Source organism: Pseudomonas sp. NPDC089547, from assembly GCF_050280665.1.
Classification (GTDB): domain Bacteria; phylum Pseudomonadota; class Gammaproteobacteria; order Pseudomonadales; family Pseudomonadaceae; genus Aquipseudomonas.
In genome coordinates this window covers 105,066-122,599 of the sequence record NZ_JBNNVS010000003.1, presented here as the reverse complement: position 1 = coordinate 122,599, position 17,534 = coordinate 105,066, and the positions used below count along the sequence as shown (strand labels likewise).

Here is a 17,534-nt window from a genome sequence, read left to right as displayed (position 1 = left end):
CCAGCCCGCCTTGGCACAGCCCGGTAAAGCACGCCATCACTGGCGCGCCTGGGCATCCTGAGGGCGCATCGACAACGCGACGCGTTCTGCCGTACCCAGCGGAATTTCGCCGACCACGGTGACCATGACCTTGCCCTTCGGCGTATTCAGGCGGCGCGAAACCGCGGAGGTCGGGCCCAACTGCGTACGCATGTCGGTACCGCCATCATCCTTCACAGGTTCAAGGAACACCGAGAAGCGCGCCAGGCCATCGTCGTACATCAGGCTGCTGACCGCGCTGTCGAGCTTGGGATCACGACGTACCGAACTGTTGACCAACTCGAACCCGGGCGGCAGCCAGTCCGAACGCCAGCCGGCGACGGCATCATTGCTGGCAGCTGCAACATGCTGCACCGGCTTGCAGCCAGCACTGGGGCGCAAGTCATCCTCGCTGGGCATCTGGTCGGTATCGAGGCGGGTCATCTGGAAGCGCTCCAGCAACTGCCCTTTGTCGTTGAGCATCAACGAACGCAGTGGCAGGCCGGTATTACGGTCCAGATGAAGTTCGAAGGCATAGCGGTGCTGGTCGCGAGGCGTGAGCGTCACGATCACGGCGTCGCGCCCGGCGACCCGTGACTTGCCCGCCACGCTCAAATCGTACCAGCCCATCAATTTCAGCGGATCAAGCACACGCGGCGCGGTGTCTGGCGGGGCCGCCACACTGCTCACCAAGGCGCCACTGACACATTCCACCTTCCCATCCACGCGCACGACCTCTTGGGCGGCGCCATCGAGCTGCAACAGCCGCTCGCTGACCTTGCCACCCTCGACCCTGTGCCAGATGTCATGGGAAGAGAAGCTGCCGTTGCGTTCGTAGACGAAAGAGCCTTGGTAGCTCTGCTTTTGCTCGGCCTGTGCCAGCTTGTTCAACCACTCACTCGCCTGGGGCGAAGAGTTGGCCGCCAATGCTGGCACCGTCATGCAGCTGCCAATCAGCAGCGACAGGAGAGGTAGCGCGCGCATGATCCTCCTTACTTAGCGGTTTTCCAGGCTGGCGGCGCGGGCATACGGCAATGCCGTTTCAGTGCCCTTGAGCGCAGACTCCTGGGCATGCTGGCGCAGATAGCCCGGCAGACGCTGATCCCAGCCGGCCTGGTTCTGCAGCACGCCGTTGGCCATCGGCCCGGTCGGTTGCTCACTGCTCTCACTATAGCCTGCCAAAACAGCCGGGCCCTGTGCTTGTGGCACGCTCAGGCCTTGCTGGGCTGGTTGCTGGGCGGCGAGCTCGGCGCCAGTGATCTCGTCCTGGTTGTACATGCGTACCCCAGCCAGCACGGCCACGGTGACGGAAGCCGCGACCGCCAGGCGGCCAATGCTGCGCCACGGGCCTTTCTTGACCTTGGCCGGCACGGCTTCATCAGCCAGCGCCGCAGAAACCGCCGAGGCGATATCCAGGTTGGGCAGCAGCAGCTCCTTGTGCATGGCTGCCCGGGCAACCTGGTAGCGCGACCAGGTGGCACGTGTTTCGGCATCGTCGACGGCGCTCAGCACCCGACGCAGTTCCAGTTCGTCCGCTTCGTTATCCATCACCGCGGACAGCGATTCCTGCAAAGCTTCACGACTCATGGCGGTTCCTCTCTTGGCTGTCGCCGCTGTCTCAGGTTTCCTGCAACAACGGCTGCAGGGCTTTATCTATGGCCTCCCGAGCGCGAAAGATTCGAGAGCGCACGGTACCCACCGGGCATTGCATGACGCTGGCAATGTCCTCGTAACTCAGTCCGTCAAACTCGCGCAGGGTCAGGGCCGTACGCAGGTCTTCGGGCAGTTGCTGGATGGTGCGATGGACAGTGCCTTCGATTTCATCCCGCAACAACGAGCGCTCTGGGGACTCGAGATCCTTGAGACCATGATCGCCGTCGTAAAACTCCGCATCCTCGGAGCTCACATCACTGTCTGGCGGCCGTCTTCCACGGGACACCAGGTAGTTTTTCGCCGTGTTGATGGCGATGCGGTACAGCCAGGTATAAAACGCACTGTCACCGCGGAAATTGCCAAGCGCACGGTAGGCCTTTATGAAGGCTTCCTGTGCTACATCCTGGGCCTCGTGGGTATCGTGAACGAACCGCACGATCAACCCGAGAATCTTGTGCTGATACTTCAGCACCAACAGATCGAACGCTCGCCTGTCACCGCGCTGAACACGCTCGACAAGCTGCTGATCCTCTTCCTGGGTTAGCATGAACACTCCTCAGTGAACTCGAAGGAGCGTTGCAACAGCCATCGTTCAGGCTTGCAACCATAGACTCGGGCTTTACGCAAAAGTTCTCCCCTCCAAGCAAGTTTCCTGCAGCCCTTGGTCGGCTTGCACGGAAGACGCGGCACGGTCACGGCCGGCTACGTCGATAATCAGGTTCTGAATACGCAGAAGCAGTCCGGACAGGCCTGCCACCCTGCGTCGCCGCGGCAAATTGTGACGTGCGGACAGCCTTCATAGGATTTCCGGCAATGTCGGAAAGTTCCCACAAAGGTTGTCGCGACCCGGCAAGTGGCATGGAAATTGGCCACCCGGGGCTGCTATAAAGGCATCCCGGCCAAGTTTAACGATAGTTTCACAATGCCATCTGCGCGTGACTATTGTGCCGCGCCCCCTCTAAAGATTACTAGTGTCCCGACATGAGCCAACAATTCCAACATGATGTCCTGGTGATCGGCAGCGGTGCCGCCGGTCTCAGCCTGGCACTTAACCTCCCAAGCCACCTGCGCGTTGCCGTGCTCAGCAAGGGCGACCTGGCCAACGGCTCGACCTTTTGGGCCCAAGGCGGCGTTGCCGCCGTGCTGGACAACACCGATACCGTTCAGTCGCATGTCGAGGACACCCTCAACGCTGGCGGCGGCCTGTGCCATGAAGACGCGGTGCGCTTCACCGTCGAGCACAGCCGCGAAGCCATCCAGTGGCTGATCGAGCAAGGCGTGCCCTTTACCCGCGACGAGCACTACAGCGTCGACGACGGCGGCTTCGAGTTCCACCTGACCCGCGAGGGTGGCCATAGCCATCGGCGCATCATCCACGCCGCCGACGCCACTGGCGCAGCCATCTTCACCACGCTGCTGGAACAGGCCCGCCTGCGCCCGAACATCCAGTTGCTGGAGCAGCGCGTGGCGGTCGACCTGATCACCGAACGCCGCCTGGGCCTGGCGGGCGAACGTTGCCTGGGGGCCTATGTGCTCAACCGCAACACTGGCGAGGTGGACACCTTCGGTGCCCGCTTCACCGTACTGGCCACCGGCGGTGCGGCCAAGGTCTACCTGTACACCAGCAACCCCGACGGCGCCTGCGGCGATGGCATTGCCATGGCCTGGCGGGCCGGTTGCCGGGTGGCCAACCTGGAGTTCAACCAGTTCCACCCGACCTGCCTGTACCACCCACAGGCCAAGAGTTTCCTGGTCACCGAAGCCCTGCGCGGCGAAGGCGCGCTGCTGCGCCTGCCCAATGGCGAGCGCTTCATGCCACGCTTCGACCCGCGTGAAGAACTGGCGCCACGCGACATTGTGGCCCGCGCCATCGACCACGAGATGAAACGCCTGGGCGTGGACTGCGTGTACCTGGACATCACCCACAAGCCGGCCGACTTCATCAAGGGTCACTTCCCTACCGTGTACGAGCGCTGCCTGACATTTGGCATCGACATTACCCGCCAGCCAATCCCGGTGGTACCGGCAGCGCACTACACCTGCGGCGGAGTGATGGTCGACGACCGTGGCCACACCGACGTACCCGGTTTGTTCGCCATTGGCGAAACCAGTTTCACCGGCTTGCACGGCGCCAATCGCATGGCCAGCAACTCGCTGCTGGAGTGTTTCGTCTATGGGCGTGCCGCAGCTGCCGACATCGAGGCGAACCTGGAGCAAGTGGCCATGCCCAAGGCGCTGCCCGGCTGGGATGCCAGCCAGGTGACCGATTCGGATGAAGACGTGATCATTGCGCACAACTGGGACGAGTTGCGGCGCTTCATGTGGGACTACGTGGGCATCGTGCGTACCAGCAAGCGCCTGCAACGGGCCCAGCACCGCATTCGCTTGCTGCTGGACGAAATCGACGAGTTCTACAGCAACTACAAGGTCAGCCGTGACCTGATCGAACTGCGCAACCTGGCGCAGGTGGCCGAGCTGATGATCTTGTCGGCGATGCAGCGCAAGGAAAGCCGTGGCTTGCACTACACGCTGGATTACCCGGGCATGCTGGACGAGGCGAAGGACACCATCCTCAGCCCGCTCTGAGGTCGGCGTAACGGCCTTCGCGGGCTTGCCCGCTCCCACAGGTAGCCAATGCCTTGCAGCCTTGCACAGCACCTGTGGGAGCGGGCATGCCCGCGAAGAAGCCAACCCGGTCTTGATCTATGCCCGGGGCACCTCGGCCCACCTGCGCCGACTGAACTTCAACCGCACCCGCAGGCGCCGATGCTCATCCGCCCCCAGCGCATCCCGCGGTATGCACTGGCTCTCCCCTACCCTTCGCCCCGCCCGCTCAAAGCGCAACACCACCAGCCCAGGCACCGCCACGCTGTCCCTGCACAACCGCACCGGCTGCCAGCCACGGGCAAGGCTGAACACCTGCCAGCCGCGCACATCACGGCGCAAGCCGACAACGGCATGCGCATGCGTCAACAGGATACGTCGGGGAATGGCCCAGCCAGCGTGGGCAATACAGGCGGCGGCAATGGCAAGGGCCAACCACCCAGGCAGCGGGCTCGCCCACACGGCAAGCCACGCCAACACCTGGCAAGCCAGGTAGGCCGCTAGCAGCAGGCGCGAGCCTTGCCAGCGGCACTCGAAACACTCACTTGGGCTGGACACGGTCCAGGATGATGCGGACCATGCGTTGCAGCTCCGGGTCTTCGGACTCGGTGCGCTCCATGAACCAGCCGAACATGTCCTGATCCTCGCAGCTCAGCAGGCGCACGTACAGTTCGCGATCGGCCTCGTTGAGCGTCGGGTAGACTTCCTGGGTGAAAGGCACCAGCAGTACGTCCAGTTCCAGCATGCCGCGGCGGCTGTGCCAGAAAAGCCGGTTGAGTTCAGTTTGTTCGACCATGGGGCCCTCCTCGAATGGCCCGCCAGTATACAGCCAGGCGAGCGATGCGACACCGGGCGTTGGTCTAGTCACCTACCTATTTTGTTACTGGCGTTCTATGATGGCCGCTAGTCTTTAGCCACCGCGATGACCCATGGCCGATTCCGCTTTCTTCTGCCCCCTGTCCCACGAGGGCATCCTCGCCGTCCGCGGCTCCGATGCAGGCAAGTTCCTGCAAGGCCAGCTGACCTGCAACATCAACTACCTCAGCCAGGAACACGCCAGCCTCGGCGCCCGCTGCATGGTCAAGGGGCGCATGCAGTCGAGTTTCCGCATCCTGCCCGAAGGCAACGGCTACCTGCTGGCCATGGCCAGCGAACTGCTTGAAGCACAACTGGCCGACCTGAAGAAGTACGCCGTGTTCTCCAAGGCCACGCTGACCGATGAAAGCGCCGCCTGGGCACGCTTTGGCCTGCAAGGTGGCGAAGCTGCGTTGCAGGCGCTGGGCCTCGACGTGCCCGCAGCCGCTGGCAGCACCGTGCGCCATGAAGGCCTGATCGCCATTGCCGTTTCTACCGGCCGGGCAGAGCTGTGGGTACCGGCGGAAAATGCCGACACGGTACGCCAGGCCCTCGCCAGCGCCTTGCCTGAGGGCAGCCTCAACGACTGGCTGCTGGGGCAGGTGCGCGCCGGTATCGGCCAGGTCACGGGGCCGACCCGCGAACTGTTCATCCCGCAGATGATCAACCTGCAAGCCGTTGACGGCGTCAGCTTCAAGAAAGGCTGCTACACCGGCCAGGAAATCGTCGCCCGCATGCAGTACCTGGGCAAGCTCAAGCGCCGCCAGTACCGCCTGGCACTGGACCAGCAGGCCATTCCGGCCCCGGGTGCCGAGATTTTCTCGCCGACCCATGGTTCGTCAGTCGGTGAAGTGGTCATTGCAGCCGGCAATGGCGCTGGCAGCGAGCTGCTTGCAGTGCTCAGCGCCGAGGCAGTGGAAGACGACAACCTGCACCTGGGCAGCCTGGAAGGCCCGCGCCTGCAAGTGCTGACCCTGCCTTACGAACTGGACCGCGACCGGGAAATCCAGCGCTGACCAGCCTGCCCCGCCTCTGCGGCGGGGCCGCACCACCACTGCGGTAGACACGCCCATGAACAAGCTGGCCGAGATGGTTCAAGCACAGTTGCTCGATGCCATCGAAAAGGATGACCTGGTCCTGCCGACCCTGCCTGAGGTTGCCTTGAGCATCCGTGAGGCAGCGGAAGACAGCGAGATCAGCGTAGCGGCCCTGAGCAAGGTGATCGGTCGCGACGCGGCCCTTTCAGCGCGCCTGATCAAGGTAGTCAACAGCCCGCTGCTGCGTGCAGCGGTCGAGGTTACCGACCTGCACACCGCCATCACGCGGCTGGGCATCAACTACAGCTGCAACCTGGCCATCGGCCTGGTGATCGAGCAGATCTTCCATGCCCGCTCTTCAGCGGTAGAGCAAAAACTGCGGGATATTTGGGCCAACAGCCTTGAGGTTGCGGGTATCAGCTACGAAATATGTCGGCGCTACACGCAGCTAAAGCCCGACCAGGCCACCTTGGGCGGGCTGGTCAACCAGATTGGCGCACTGCCGGTGCTCATCTACGCAGAGGAGCACAATGAGCTGCTGTCAGACCCGGTTTGCCTGCATTACGTGATCGAACAGATCCAGCCAGTGCTGGGGGACAAGATCCTCAAGGCCTGGGAGTTTCCAGAACAGCTGGTCAACCTGCCCAGCCAGCTTCAGGACCTGGACCGGCAAACCGACAAGGTCGACTACATCGACATCGTGCAGATCGCCCGCTGCATCAGCCAGCGTGGGCGTCATCGACCGTTGGCGGCGCTGCCGGCGTACCGCCACCTGGGGTTGCCGTTTGGTACTGAGCTGGAGGTGGATGAGCTGTTTGAGGCGCGGAGCATGTTGCGCTAAAGAGTATCAACCTTGCCGGCCTCTTCGCGGGCATGCCCGCTCCCACAGGGACCTCACTGCTTTAACGGGCTGCGCCGTCCCTGTGGGAGCGGGCGCGCCCGCGAATAGGCCAGCACAGGCAACCCATCAATCGGCAATAAAGCTCACCCGCACCCGCAAACCGCCATTGGCCCCATCATGCAGGCTCACCTGCGCCAGGTGCGCCCGGCAGATCTCGCCGACAATTGCCAGACCAAGCCCACTGCCCTGGGCACTGCGCCGGTAGAAGCGCTCGAACACCCGCTCGCGCTCGGCCTCGGGAATGCCTGGCCCATCGTCCTCCACCTCCAGTACCGCTGGCGCCACCACCCGCAAGATCACGTTACCGCCCTGTGGCGTATGCGCCAGGGCATTGTCTACCAGGTTGCTCAGCAGTTCGTTGAGCAGCGTCGGCTCGCCCTTGAGCCACACAGGCGCCTCGGCCTCCAGTGCCAACGCCACCCCGCGCTTGTGCGCAAGAGGCGCCATCGCCATGCCCAGCTCACGTGCCAGCTGGCTCAGGTCCAGGCGCTGTGCGCCACCTTCGGCAATCGCCCGTGCGCCATTCTCGACCCGCGCCAGCGACAGTAACTGGTTGGCCAGATGGGTCAGGCGGTCTGTGCCCTGAACCGCAGACTCCAGCGTCTGCCGCCACTCCTGCGGCGCGGATGAGCGCAAGCCAAGCTCCACCCGCGCCTTCAAGGCCGCCAGCGGCGTACGCAGTTCGTGAGCAGCATCGGCAATAAACTGCGCCTGGCGCTCGAACTGACCGCGCAGGCGCTCGGTAAAGTGGTTCAAGGCCCGCACCAGCGGCCCCAGTTCACGCTGCACCTGCACCACCGGCAACGCCCGCAGGTCGTCCGGCTGGCGCTCTTCCACCGCCGTACGCAGCCGCTCCAAGGGCCGCAGCGCCGCACTCACGGCAAACCACACCATCACCAGCGCTCCCAGCGCCAGCATGCCCAGGCGCAGCAGGGTATCGGCCATCAGCCCACGGGCCATGCGCACCCGCGCCTCCTCGGTCTCGGCCACACGGATTTCCGCCATGCCGTTCATGTTCGGCTCGGTCACCGCCTTCAGCAGGCTGACCACACGCACATCCTGGCCAAGGTAGGTGGCGTTGTAGAACCGCGCCAAGGCGGGGTAGTCGTCGGTACGTGGCGTGCCCGGCGGCGGTGGCGGCAGGTTCTCGTAACCGGAAATCAGCCGCTGCTTGATGTCCAGCACCTGGTAGTAGATGCGCCCGGCACTGTCGTAGGCGAAGGTATCGAGGGCCACGTAGGGCACATCCGCGCTCAGCGACCCGTCTCGCTGCGACAGGCCGGCAGCAATGGTCCGCGCCGAGGCCAGCAGGGTGCGGTCGTAGGCAGTGTCGGCCGCCTCACGGCCATTCCAGTAAGCGCTCAGGCCGCTGGCCAGCATCAACACCACCAGCAGCAGGGCCAGGTTGCCCAGCAGGCGCCCACGCAGGCTGCCGTTGTCACGCATCGCGGTGCTCTAGCAGGTAGCCCAGCCCACGGAAGGTGACGATGGCCACCGGGTGGCCGTCGAGCTTCTTGCGCAGGCGGTGGATGTAGATTTCGATAGCATCGGGGCTGGCTTCTTCGTCCAGGCCGAACACCTGGGCGGCCAGTTGCTCCTTGCTCATCACCCGGCCCGGGCGGGCAATCAGCGCTTCCAGCACGCTTTGCTCGCGCGAGGTCAGGGTCAGGTTGTCATCGCCAAGGGTGAAGCGCCGGGTATCCAGGTCGTAGACCAGCGGCCCGCAGCGTTGCTGGCGCTCGCCACCCAGTACGCTGCGGCGCAACAGGGCCTTGACCCGCGCTTCCAGCTCGGTCAGCTCGAACGGTTTGGCCAGGTAGTCATCGGCCCCCAGATTCAGGCCATGGACCCGGTCCTTGACGTCGCTGCGCGCGGTCAGCATCAGCACCGGCACGGTCTTGCCACGACCGCGCAGGCGCGCCAGCACCTCGAAGCCGTCCATGCGCGGCAAGCCGACATCCAGCACAGCCACGGCGTATTCCTCGCTGGCCAGGGCCAGGTCGGCAGCCACGCCGTCATGCAGCACATCCACGGTCAGGCCGTGGCTCTTCAAGGCCTGGGCCACGCTTTCGGCCAGTTGCAGGTGGTCTTCGACCAGCAGCACACGCATCGGATTCTCCCTGCTCGAGTGGGGCGGTGGCGCGGAGTGTACCGCTGTCGCCAAGCCTGTGAAGCCCCTTGTAACAAACCTTTCTCGCTGAAAGGTTAGCGAAAGGTTCGTTGCCTAGCATCGCACCACGGTCGCGCTTCGCGCCGAAAAAAGCACCAGCAAGGTGCAACAAATAAGAACAATAAACGGAGTCATCGACGATGCTGTCATCGCAGCCGCAGGCGCTCACGCCTACCCGTTCCTTTGCCGCACGCCCCTCCGCCATCGCCAGCGCCCTTGCGCTTGCCGGTGTCGCCCCGATGAGCCAGGCCGCCTTCTTCGAAGACAGCACAGCCACCTTCGAAACCCGCAACATGTACTTCAACCGTGACTTTCGCGATGGCACCAGTGCGCAGCAATCCAAGCGCGACGAGTGGGCCCAGGGCTTCATCCTCAACTTCGAGTCCGGCTACACCGATGGCACCGTAGGCTTTGGCCTGGACGCGCTGGGCATGCTCGGCATCAAGCTCGACTCCAGCCCCGACCGCACCGATACCGGCCTGCTGCCCACCCACGATGACGGCAAGGCTGCCGACGAGTATTCCAAGCTCGGCCTGACCGGCAAGGTGAAGATCTCCCAGACCGAACTGAAAATCGGCACCCTGATCCCGGAGCTGCCGACCCTGCAGCCCAACGACGGGCGCATCCTGCCGCAAACCTTCGAAGGCGGCCTGCTCACCTCGAAGGAAATCAAGGGCCTGACCTTCACCGGCGGGCGCCTGGACAAGGCCAAGGACCGCAACGACACCAACTGGGAAGACCTGGCGCTGAACAACAAGAACGGCCGCTTTGGTGGCACGTTCAGCGCGGACAACCTGGCCCTGGGCGGGCTGGACTACCAGTTCACCGACCGCATCACCGGCAGCTATCACTTTGCTCAGCTCGATGACATCTACCGCCAGCACTTCATTGGCCTGGTCGCCACCCAGCCGTGGGGCCCGGGCACCTTCGGCGCCGACCTGCGCCTGGCCGTGAGCGACGACGCCGGTGCCGCCAAGGCCGGCAACATCGACAACACCACCGTCAACGGCATGCTCAGCTACGCCCTGGGAGGGCACAAGGTCAGCGCCGCCTGGCAGCAGCTGTCCGGGGATAGCGCCTTCCCATACGTCGATGGCGCCGACCCGTACCTGGTCAACTTCGTCCAGATCAACGACTTTGCCGGCGCCGACGAGCGCTCCTGGCAAGCGCGCTACGACTACAACTTCGCCGCCCTCGGCGTGCCCGGCCTGACCTTCATGACCCGCTACATCAGCGGCGACAACGTCAGCCGCGCCGCGGGTGGCGAAGGCAAGGAATGGGAACGCAACACCGAACTGAAGTACGTGGTACAAAGCGGCCCGTTGAAGAACGTCGCCGTGCGCCTGCGCAACGCCACCTTCCGCTCCAATTTTGCCCGCGACGCGGACGAGGTGCGGTTGCTGGTGAGCTATAGCGTCGCCCTGTGGTAACCCAATAACAACAATGCTCACGGAGATAGACGATGACCTTTTCACTGCGCCGCCTCGTCCTCGCTACCGGCTGCCTGCTGTTGGCCGGCAACGCCCTGGCTGCTGAACCGAAACGCCCTGAATGCATCGCCCCCGCCTCGCCCGGCGGTGGCTTCGACCTGACCTGCAAACTGGTGCAAAGCGCCCTGGTGCAGGAAAAGATCCTCAGCAAACCGATGCGCGTCACCTACATGCCCGGCGGCGTCGGCGCGGTGGCTTACAATGCCGTGGTAGCTCAGCGTCCGGCCGATGCCGGCACCCTGGTGGCCTGGTCCAGCGGCTCGCTGCTGAACCTGGCACAAGGCAAGTTCGGCCGCTTCGACGAAAACGCAGTGAAGTGGCTGGCCGCCGTCGGCACCAGCTACGGCGCCATCGCGGTGAAAAGCGATTCGCCCTACAAAACCCTCGATGACCTGGTTGCGGCACTGAAGAAAGACCCGAGCAAGGTGGTAATCGGCTCCGGCGGCACGGTCGGCAGCCAGGACTGGATGCAGACCGCCTTGATCGCCAAGGCTGCCGGCATCAACCCGCGTGACCTGCGTTACGTGGCCCTGGAAGGCGGTGGCGAAATTGCCACGGCGCTTCTCGGCGGCCACATCCAGGTGGGCTCTACCGACATCTCCGACTCCATGCCACACATCCAGAGCGGCAACATGCGCATCCTCGCGGTGTTCTCGGAAAACCGCCTGGACGAACCCGAGATGAAGAACATCCCCACGGCCAAGGAACAGGGCTACGACATCGTCTGGCCGGTGGTACGCGGCTTCTACCTGGGGCCAAAGGTGAGCGACGAGGATTACGCCTGGTGGAAGCAGTCGTTCGACAAGATGCTGGCTTCGGAAGACTTCGCCCAGCTGCGTGACCAGCGTGAGTTGTTCCCGTTCGCCATGACCGGCGAAGAGCTGGACGGCTATGTGAAGAAGCAAGTGGCTGACTACAAGGCACTGGCCAAGGAATTTGGCCTGATTCAGTAAGCCTTAACGCCATTCGCTCTTTGTAGGAGCGGCCTTGTGTCGCGAAAGGGCTGCAAAGCAGCCCCAGCGATTTGTGCAGCACCGCTGAAATCCTGGGGCCCCTGTGGGGCCCTTTCGCGACACAAGGCCGCTCCTACAAAGGATCTGCGTCATGCCTCACAACAAGAGGATTCATTCATGATCCTGCAACGCATCTTCGCCCTGGCCCTGCTGGCGGTGTGCGCCGCCCTGGCCGTGATGGCCTGGCCCTACCAGGCGGCGTTTTCCTATGAACCGGTGGGCCCACGTGCCTACCCGCTGCTGATGCTCGGCCTCATGAGCCTTGGCCTGCTGTACCTGGTGTTTCGCCCCACGCCTATCGTGCGCAAGGACGACGAACCGGAACTGGACCGCGAAACCCTGACCAAGATCGCCGCCTGTGTCGGCCTGCTGGTCGTTTTCGCCGCTACCTTCGAGCCCCTTGGCTTTATCCTCAGCGCCATCCTGGTCGGTTTGCCCATGGCCCGCCTGTACGGCGGCCGCTGGCTGTACAGCGCCATCGTGGTGGTCGGCATGAGCATCTTCCTCTACTGGCTGTTCGACCGCGTAATGGACGTGCCCCTGCCCCTTGGCCTGCTGAGCGTACTGGAGAACTGACACATGGATACCTTGAGCTACCTGGGCCAGGGCTTCGGCGTCGCCCTGTCCCCCTATAACCTGGTCACCGCCCTCTCCGGCACGTTGATCGGCACCGTGGTCGGCCTGCTGCCGGGCCTGGGCCCGATCAACGGCGTGGCCCTGCTGATTCCCATCGCCTTCGCCCTGGGCCTGCCGCCAGAGTCGGCACTGATCCTGCTGGCAGCGGTATACCTGGGCTGCGAATACGGCGGCCGTATCAGCTCGATCCTGCTGAACATCCCGGGCGAGGCCTCGACGGTGATGACCACCCTCGACGGTTACCCGATGGCCCGCCAAGGCCTGGCCGGCGTGGCGCTTTCGCTGTCGGCCTGGAGTTCGTTCATCGGTGCCTTTATCGCCACCTGCGGCATGGTGCTGTTCGCACCGCTGCTGGCGAAATGGGCCATTGCCTTCGGCCCGGCGGAGTACTTCGTGCTGATGGTATTCGCCATCGTCGCCCTGGGCGGCATGGCAGGTGACAAACCCCTGAAAACCTTCATTGCCGCGCTGATCGGCCTGTTCCTTTCCGCCGTCGGCATCGATGCCAACAGCGGCGTCTACCGCTTTACCGGTGACAGCGTGCACCTGGCCGACGGCATCCAGTTCGTGGTGTTGGTACTGGGCCTGTTCTCCATCAGCGAAATCCTCCTGCTGCTGGAAAAGACCCACCATGGCCACCAGGCGGTAAAAGCCACCGGGCGCATGCTGTTCAACTTCAAGGAAGCAGCCTCGGTGTTCGTGGTCAACATCCGTTGCGGCCTGCTCGGTTTCATCATGGGCGTGCTGCCCGGCGCAGGCGCCACGCTGGCTAGTGCCGTGGCCTACATGACCGAGAAACGCATGGCTGGGGAAAGCGGCAAGTTCGGCAAGGGTGATGCCCGTGGCCTGGCCGCACCGGAAACCGCCATTGGCGCGTCCTGCTGTGGCGCCCTGGTACCGATGCTCACCCTGGGGGTACCTGGCTCTGGCACCACTGCAGTAATGATTGGCGCCCTCACCCTTTACAACATCACCCCCGGCCCACTGCTGTTCGAACAGCAGCCGGACATTGTATGGGGCCTGATCGCCTCGCTGTTCATCGCCAACATCATGCTGGTGATCCTCAACATCCCGATGATCCGCATCTTCACCCGCATCCTTGCCGTGCCAAACTGGGCGCTGGTACCGGTGATCGCCATCATCACCGCCATCGGCGTGTACGCCGTGCATGCCACCACCTTCGACCTGTTCCTGATGGTCGGCATCGGCATCATGGGCTACATCCTGCGCAAGCTGGACTTCCCGTTGTCGCCGATCCTGCTCGGTTTCATCCTCGGCGGGCTGATGGAGCAGAACCTGCGCCGCGCGCTGTCGATCTCCAACGGTGAACTGGGCATCCTCTGGTCGAGCCCGATCAGCATGGGCGTCTGGGCACTGGTGGTGCTCATGCTCGCCCTGCCGCTGCTGCGCATCTGGCGCAAACGCAGCCAGCAGCGCAGGGCCCTGGCCGATGCCTGATAGACCGTTGCCGCTGTTTATTGCAACCGGGCTGGTCGGCCTTGCTGGCGGTTACATCGCCAGCAAGGTCGGCTGGCCTTTGCCGTGGATGGTCGGCTCGTTGCTGGCGATCATCCTGGTGCGCTGCCTCACGCCCTGGCAGTTGTCGGAAATCCCCAATGGCCGCAAGTGCGGGCAGTGCATCATCGGCATCGGCATTGGCCTGCACTTTACCCCGGCCGTGATCGAGCAGGTGGGCAGCCATTTTGCGCTGATATTCTTCGGCGCGCTGTTCACTACCCTGTCCAGCGTGATCAGCGTGTGGCTGCTGCGACGCACCGGCGAAGACCGCGCCACGGCGTTTTTCGCCAGCATGCCTGGCGGATCGGGGGAGATGGTCAACCTCGGCGCACGTAACGGCGCAGTACTCAGCCAGGTGGCCGCAGCACAGAGCTTGCGGGTGCTGGCGGTGGTGCTGTGCGTACCGGCGCTGTTCAAGTTCTTGCTGGGTGACGGGGAGCCGCTGAATCACGCCGGCAGCGTCAGCTGGGGCTGGCTGGCCTTGATCGCGCCGTTGGGCGTTGCCGTTGCGCTGCTGTGGCAGCGGTTGCGTCAGCCTAACCCCTGGCTGTTCGGGCCATTGCTGGTGGCGGCTACGGTGAGCCTGGCCGGCAACCTGCAAATCGCCCTGCCCAATGGCGCCAGCCAGATTGGCCAGTGGTTGATTGGCAGTGGCCTTGCCTGCCACTTCAACCGTGCGTTCTTCCGCCGGGCACCGTCATTCCTCGGGCGTACCCTGGTGGCCACCGCGCTGTGCATGGCGATTGCCGCCAGCGCCGCATGGGTGCTTAGCGTGATGACCGCGCTGGATTTGCGCTCGTTGACACTGGGGATGATGCCGGGAGGGATTGCTGAAATGAGCCTGACCGCGGAGACCCTGCAACTGTCGGTTCCGCTGGTAACGGCGCTGCAGGTGATGCGGTTGTTATTCGTGCTGTTTCTGGCGGAGCCGTTGTTCCGCTTGTGGAACACAACCCCGGAATAACCGTGTCGCCTGCTTCGCGGGCTTGCCCGCTCCCACAGGTTTGGCGCAAGCCGTGAGGGCGGCGCTGTACCTGTGGGAGCGGGCAAGCCCGCGAAGCAGGCGACGCGGTCTGTCAGATCATCACAACGGCGGCAACGCCCAATTGATCGGCGCCATGCCCCGTTGTTCGAGGAAGCTGTTGGTCCGGCTGAAATGCCCGCAGCCCAGAAACCCTCGGTAAGCCGACAACGGCGACGGGTGCACCGACTTCAGCACAAGGTGCTTGGTCCCGTCGATCAGCTTCTGCTTGCTCTGTGCATGCGCGCCCCACAGTAGGAACACCACGTTAGGGCACTGCTCGCTGACCACCTGGATGACCCGGTCGGTAAAGAACTCCCAGCCTTTCTTGGCATGCGAAGCGGCATTGGCACGCTCCACGGTCATGGTGGTGTTGAGCAGCAGCACGCCCTGCTCGGCCCAGCTTTGCAGGTAGCCGTGGCTGGCAATCGGGATGTTCAGGTCGCGCTGCAGTTCCTTGTAGATGTTGACCAGCGACGGCGGCGTGGCCACGCCCGGTTGTACCGAGAAGCACAGGCCATGGGCCTGGCCGGGCCCGTGGTAAGGGTCCTGGCCAAGAATCACGACTTTCACCTGGTCCAGCGGTGTCGAATTGAGTGCGTTGAAGATCAGCGGGCCAGGCGGGTAGATCTCCTTGCCGGCAGCGTACTCGCCACGCAGGAACTCGCGCAGCTGATGCATGTAGGGCTGGTCGAATTCGCCGCGCAGTGCGGCCTTCCAGCTGGGTTCGAGTTTGATGCGATCGTCGTCAGTCATGGGGCCATCCGTAATCAATGGCGCGACACTAGGTAAGCCCTCCCCGCTTGTCAAACGATCCGACCGACGACCGGCATGTTCGGCCAGGCAGGCCATACTTGAGCGATGACTTGAGCGAGGTAGTCCATGGCCATTCACTGCGAGGTACTCACCGGCGCCGATGGCGCCCGCATCGGCATTGCCACCCTGGATGCACCCAAGGCACTCAATGCCATCAACTTGCCCATGATCGAAGTATTGGGCGAACAACTGCATGCCTGGGCACACGACCCGGGCATCGTCTGCGTGCTGCTGCGTGGCAACGGCGCCAAAGCCTTTTGCGCCGGTGGCGATGTACGCGCCCTGGCACAAGGCTGCCGTGACCACCCCGGTAGCGTACCGCCTCTGGCCGTGAGCTTCTTTGCCGCCGAATATCGGTTGGACTTCTCCCTGCATACCTACCCCAAACCGCTGCTGTGCTGGGGGCATGGGCATGTGCTGGGTGGCGGCATGGGGCTGCTGCAAGGTGCCAATGTGCGCATCGTCACGCCCAGCAGCCGGCTGGCCATGCCGGAAATCAGCATCGGCCTGTACCCGGACGTGGGCGCCAGCTGGTTCCTGGCTCGGCTGCCGGGCAAGCTAGGTTTGTTCCTGGGGCTGACAGGCGCGCCAATCAACGCCCGCGACGCCCTCGACCTGGGCCTGGCCGACCGTTTTCTGGGCGAGCACCAGCAAGAGGCGTTGATCGAAGAGTTGCTGCAACTGAACTGGCAGGAACAAACGGCGCTGCAATTGAACAGCCTACTCAAGGCCGAACAGCACCGCGCCTGCGCCGAGCTACCCGAAGCCCAGTGGCTGCCGCGGCGGCAGGTGATCGATGCGTTGCTCGACGTGGCCGATGCGGCAGCGGCCTGGCGCGCGCTGGAAGGGCTCAAGCATCATGACGATCCGCTGCTGGCTGATGCCGGCCAACGGCTGCATCAGGGTTGCCCGCTCACGGCACACCTGGTGTGGGAGCAAATTCGCAGGGCACGGTATCTGTCGTTGGCTCAGGTATTCCAGATGGAATACAGCATGAGCCTGAACTGCTGCCGCCACCCTGAGTTCAGCGAAGGCGTACGCGCGCGCTTGCTGGACAAGGACGACCAGCCGCACTGGCACTGGCCTGACGTGGCGCAGGTGCCCGCGGCGGTGGTCGAGGCTCATTTTGCCAAGGTATGGGAGGGGCGGCACCCGTTGGCGGATCTGGGTTAGGTTCGATAATTTGGGGCTGCTTTGCAGCCCTATCGCGACACAAGGCCGCTCCTACAGGGGCCGCGATCTCGTTGTAGGAGCGGCCTTGTGTCGCCAAAGGGGCGCACAGCGCCCCCCGCTTTCATTCACCTAACGCTGCCAGTTGCCTCCTTGGCCCTGCCCACGCCGGCCATCCCAGCGCCCGCCGCCGTTCCCCGGCCCATTGGAGTGCGAATCGCCATGCTGGTAGCGCTGGCTGCCATCGCGATAGTCATGCCGATCACGATCCTGCCTGTAGTCTTGCCGCTGGCGATTGCCATAGTCATAGCGCGGGTTGCCGTGCCACCGGTTCACCCCCGGCTGTGGGTATGGCCGGTATTGCGGCGCAGGCGCTGGCCGGTAGTAATAGCGCGGCGCCGGCTGGTAGTAATAACGTGGTTGCGGCGTCACGTAATAGCGGTCGTAGCGGTAATAGCCAGGCGAAACATAGCGGTCGGTGGAGTAGTAATCCGAACGATAATAGCCCCCGCTCTCGTAGTACGGAGCACAGGCGGAAGTCATCAGCCCTAGCAGGGCGATCAACAGGATTCGATAGGACATGGCGGCCTCCTGGACCGCTGGAGTGCCCGAACAGCGGCGCTGGCGAGCGT

Annotated in this window: 18 protein-coding genes; 9 read left to right on the top strand and 9 right to left on the bottom strand. The window is 63.8% G+C overall.

What is annotated here, in order from left to right:
- Window positions 1-36 precede the first annotated feature (36 nt).
- Genes ACQKPZ_RS03325 through rpoE form a run of 3 tightly spaced genes read right to left on the bottom strand, consistent with a single transcriptional unit; the run spans window position 37 to window position 2,218 of the window.
- Entirely contained in the window at window positions 37-1,002 is a 966-nt protein-coding gene (locus ACQKPZ_RS03325; RefSeq protein WP_427535536.1) for a MucB/RseB C-terminal domain-containing protein, read from the bottom strand.
- Window positions 1,003-1,014: 12 nt separating this feature from the next.
- Window positions 1,015-1,605 (bottom strand): sigma-E factor negative regulatory protein, encoded by a 591-nt coding sequence (locus ACQKPZ_RS03320; RefSeq protein ID WP_391132092.1) that lies wholly within the window; start codon window positions 1,603-1,605, stop codon window positions 1,015-1,017.
- A gap of 31 nt (window positions 1,606-1,636) precedes the next feature.
- Window positions 1,637-2,218 (bottom strand): RNA polymerase sigma factor RpoE, encoded by a 582-nt coding sequence (gene rpoE, locus ACQKPZ_RS03315; protein WP_003252049.1) that lies wholly within the window; start codon window positions 2,216-2,218, stop codon window positions 1,637-1,639.
- Between the two features lie 434 nt (window positions 2,219-2,652).
- Here rpoE and nadB point away from each other — a divergent pair, with 434 nt between their 5' ends.
- Window positions 2,653-4,257, top strand: a complete 1,605-nt coding sequence (gene nadB, locus ACQKPZ_RS03310) for an L-aspartate oxidase (protein ID WP_427535534.1) — start codon at window positions 2,653-2,655, stop codon at window positions 4,255-4,257.
- A gap of 117 nt (window positions 4,258-4,374) precedes the next feature.
- Here nadB and ACQKPZ_RS03305 read toward each other — a convergent pair whose 3' ends face one another.
- Together ACQKPZ_RS03305 and ACQKPZ_RS03300 are read right to left on the bottom strand one after the other, a co-directional pair.
- The gene (locus tag ACQKPZ_RS03305) at window positions 4,375-4,833 is read right to left on the bottom strand and encodes a protein YgfX (protein ID WP_427535532.1); all 459 of its coding nucleotides are present in this window, start codon (window positions 4,831-4,833) and stop codon (window positions 4,375-4,377) included.
- Window positions 4,817-5,071 (bottom strand): succinate dehydrogenase assembly factor 2, encoded by a 255-nt coding sequence (locus ACQKPZ_RS03300; protein ID WP_009684770.1) that lies wholly within the window; start codon window positions 5,069-5,071, stop codon window positions 4,817-4,819. The genes ACQKPZ_RS03305 and ACQKPZ_RS03300 overlap by 17 nt, the downstream gene beginning before the upstream one ends.
- Window positions 5,072-5,204: 133 nt before the next feature.
- Between ACQKPZ_RS03300 and ACQKPZ_RS03295 the strand changes: the two genes are divergently transcribed.
- On the top strand, window positions 5,205-6,146 hold the full coding sequence (locus tag ACQKPZ_RS03295; protein WP_427535530.1) for a YgfZ/GcvT domain-containing protein: 942 nt from the start codon (window positions 5,205-5,207) through the stop codon (window positions 6,144-6,146).
- 55 nt (window positions 6,147-6,201) lie between these two features.
- Window positions 6,202-7,008 (top strand): HDOD domain-containing protein, encoded by an 807-nt coding sequence (locus ACQKPZ_RS03290; protein WP_427535528.1) that lies wholly within the window; start codon window positions 6,202-6,204, stop codon window positions 7,006-7,008.
- A gap of 126 nt (window positions 7,009-7,134) precedes the next feature.
- On the opposite strand, the gene ACQKPZ_RS03285 is transcribed toward ACQKPZ_RS03290, so the two are convergent.
- Together ACQKPZ_RS03285 and ACQKPZ_RS03280 are read right to left on the bottom strand one after the other, a co-directional pair.
- Window positions 7,135-8,514, bottom strand: coding sequence for a sensor histidine kinase (locus ACQKPZ_RS03285; RefSeq protein ID WP_427535526.1), 1,380 nt, complete (start codon window positions 8,512-8,514; stop codon window positions 7,135-7,137).
- On the bottom strand, window positions 8,507-9,178 hold the full coding sequence (locus ACQKPZ_RS03280; protein WP_391132106.1) for a response regulator: 672 nt from the start codon (window positions 9,176-9,178) through the stop codon (window positions 8,507-8,509). The genes ACQKPZ_RS03285 and ACQKPZ_RS03280 overlap by 8 nt, the downstream gene beginning before the upstream one ends.
- 200 nt (window positions 9,179-9,378) lie before the next feature.
- Here ACQKPZ_RS03280 and ACQKPZ_RS03275 point away from each other — a divergent pair, with 200 nt between their 5' ends.
- From ACQKPZ_RS03275 to ACQKPZ_RS03255, 5 genes are all read left to right on the top strand, one after another.
- Window positions 9,379-10,668 (top strand): OprD family porin, encoded by a 1,290-nt coding sequence (locus tag ACQKPZ_RS03275; protein ID WP_427535524.1) that lies wholly within the window; start codon window positions 9,379-9,381, stop codon window positions 10,666-10,668.
- Window positions 10,669-10,700: 32 nt separating this feature from the next.
- Window positions 10,701-11,681 carry a Bug family tripartite tricarboxylate transporter substrate binding protein gene (locus ACQKPZ_RS03270; RefSeq protein WP_201200917.1) on the top strand — a complete coding sequence of 327 codons (981 nt, stop codon included), beginning with the start codon at window positions 10,701-10,703 and terminating at the stop codon, window positions 11,679-11,681.
- A gap of 177 nt (window positions 11,682-11,858) precedes the next feature.
- Complete coding sequence (locus tag ACQKPZ_RS03265; protein WP_391132111.1) at window positions 11,859-12,317, top strand: tripartite tricarboxylate transporter TctB family protein; 459 nt, start codon at window positions 11,859-11,861, stop codon at window positions 12,315-12,317.
- Window positions 12,318-12,320: 3 nt separating this feature from the next.
- Window positions 12,321-13,835, top strand: coding sequence for a tripartite tricarboxylate transporter permease (locus tag ACQKPZ_RS03260; RefSeq protein ID WP_391132113.1), 1,515 nt, complete (start codon window positions 12,321-12,323; stop codon window positions 13,833-13,835).
- Window positions 13,828-14,859 carry an AbrB family transcriptional regulator gene (locus tag ACQKPZ_RS03255; RefSeq protein ID WP_427535522.1) on the top strand — a complete coding sequence of 344 codons (1,032 nt, stop codon included), beginning with the start codon at window positions 13,828-13,830 and terminating at the stop codon, window positions 14,857-14,859. The genes ACQKPZ_RS03260 and ACQKPZ_RS03255 overlap by 8 nt, the downstream gene beginning before the upstream one ends.
- A gap of 120 nt (window positions 14,860-14,979) precedes the next feature.
- Here ACQKPZ_RS03255 and ung read toward each other — a convergent pair whose 3' ends face one another.
- Window positions 14,980-15,672 carry a uracil-DNA glycosylase gene (gene ung, locus ACQKPZ_RS03250; protein WP_012273947.1) on the bottom strand — a complete coding sequence of 231 codons (693 nt, stop codon included), beginning with the start codon at window positions 15,670-15,672 and terminating at the stop codon, window positions 14,980-14,982.
- 126 nt (window positions 15,673-15,798) lie between these two features.
- On the opposite strand from ung, the gene ACQKPZ_RS03245 reads away from it, so the two are divergent.
- Window positions 15,799-16,905, top strand: coding sequence for an enoyl-CoA hydratase/isomerase family protein (locus ACQKPZ_RS03245; RefSeq protein ID WP_427535521.1), 1,107 nt, complete (start codon window positions 15,799-15,801; stop codon window positions 16,903-16,905).
- A gap of 129 nt (window positions 16,906-17,034) precedes the next feature.
- Here the strand turns inward: ACQKPZ_RS03245 and ACQKPZ_RS03240 are convergent, their stop codons facing one another.
- Entirely contained in the window at window positions 17,035-17,484 is a 450-nt protein-coding gene (locus ACQKPZ_RS03240) for a hypothetical protein (protein ID WP_391132119.1), read from the bottom strand.
- Window positions 17,485-17,534 lie beyond the last annotated feature (50 nt).

What these genes read in the sequence shown, in the direction of transcription:
- ACQKPZ_RS03325 (WP_427535536.1), bottom strand. Translation starts at nt 1,002, where the DNA reads ATGCGCGCGCTACCTCTCCTGTCGCTGCTGATTGGCAGCTGCATGACG.
- ACQKPZ_RS03280 (WP_391132106.1), bottom strand. Translation starts at nt 9,178, where the DNA reads ATGCGTGTGCTGCTGGTCGAAGACCACCTGCAACTGGCCGAAAGCGTG.
- ACQKPZ_RS03245 (WP_427535521.1), top strand. Translation starts at nt 15,799, where the DNA reads ATGGCCATTCACTGCGAGGTACTCACCGGCGCCGATGGCGCCCGCATC.
- ACQKPZ_RS03285 (WP_427535526.1), bottom strand. Translation starts at nt 8,514, where the DNA reads ATGCGTGACAACGGCAGCCTGCGTGGGCGCCTGCTGGGCAACCTGGCC.
- ACQKPZ_RS03290 (WP_427535528.1), top strand. Translation starts at nt 6,202, where the DNA reads ATGAACAAGCTGGCCGAGATGGTTCAAGCACAGTTGCTCGATGCCATC.
- nadB (WP_427535534.1), top strand. Translation starts at nt 2,653, where the DNA reads ATGAGCCAACAATTCCAACATGATGTCCTGGTGATCGGCAGCGGTGCC.
- ACQKPZ_RS03320 (WP_391132092.1), bottom strand. Translation starts at nt 1,605, where the DNA reads ATGAGTCGTGAAGCTTTGCAGGAATCGCTGTCCGCGGTGATGGATAAC.
- ung (WP_012273947.1), bottom strand. Translation starts at nt 15,672, where the DNA reads ATGACTGACGACGATCGCATCAAACTCGAACCCAGCTGGAAGGCCGCA.
- ACQKPZ_RS03270 (WP_201200917.1), top strand. Translation starts at nt 10,701, where the DNA reads ATGACCTTTTCACTGCGCCGCCTCGTCCTCGCTACCGGCTGCCTGCTG.
- ACQKPZ_RS03300 (WP_009684770.1), bottom strand. Translation starts at nt 5,071, where the DNA reads ATGGTCGAACAAACTGAACTCAACCGGCTTTTCTGGCACAGCCGCCGC.
- ACQKPZ_RS03295 (WP_427535530.1), top strand. Translation starts at nt 5,205, where the DNA reads ATGGCCGATTCCGCTTTCTTCTGCCCCCTGTCCCACGAGGGCATCCTC.
- ACQKPZ_RS03240 (WP_391132119.1), bottom strand. Translation starts at nt 17,484, where the DNA reads ATGTCCTATCGAATCCTGTTGATCGCCCTGCTAGGGCTGATGACTTCC.
- ACQKPZ_RS03275 (WP_427535524.1), top strand. Translation starts at nt 9,379, where the DNA reads ATGCTGTCATCGCAGCCGCAGGCGCTCACGCCTACCCGTTCCTTTGCC.
- rpoE (WP_003252049.1), bottom strand. Translation starts at nt 2,218, where the DNA reads ATGCTAACCCAGGAAGAGGATCAGCAGCTTGTCGAGCGTGTTCAGCGC.
- ACQKPZ_RS03260 (WP_391132113.1), top strand. Translation starts at nt 12,321, where the DNA reads ATGGATACCTTGAGCTACCTGGGCCAGGGCTTCGGCGTCGCCCTGTCC.
- ACQKPZ_RS03265 (WP_391132111.1), top strand. Translation starts at nt 11,859, where the DNA reads ATGATCCTGCAACGCATCTTCGCCCTGGCCCTGCTGGCGGTGTGCGCC.
- ACQKPZ_RS03255 (WP_427535522.1), top strand. Translation starts at nt 13,828, where the DNA reads ATGCCTGATAGACCGTTGCCGCTGTTTATTGCAACCGGGCTGGTCGGC.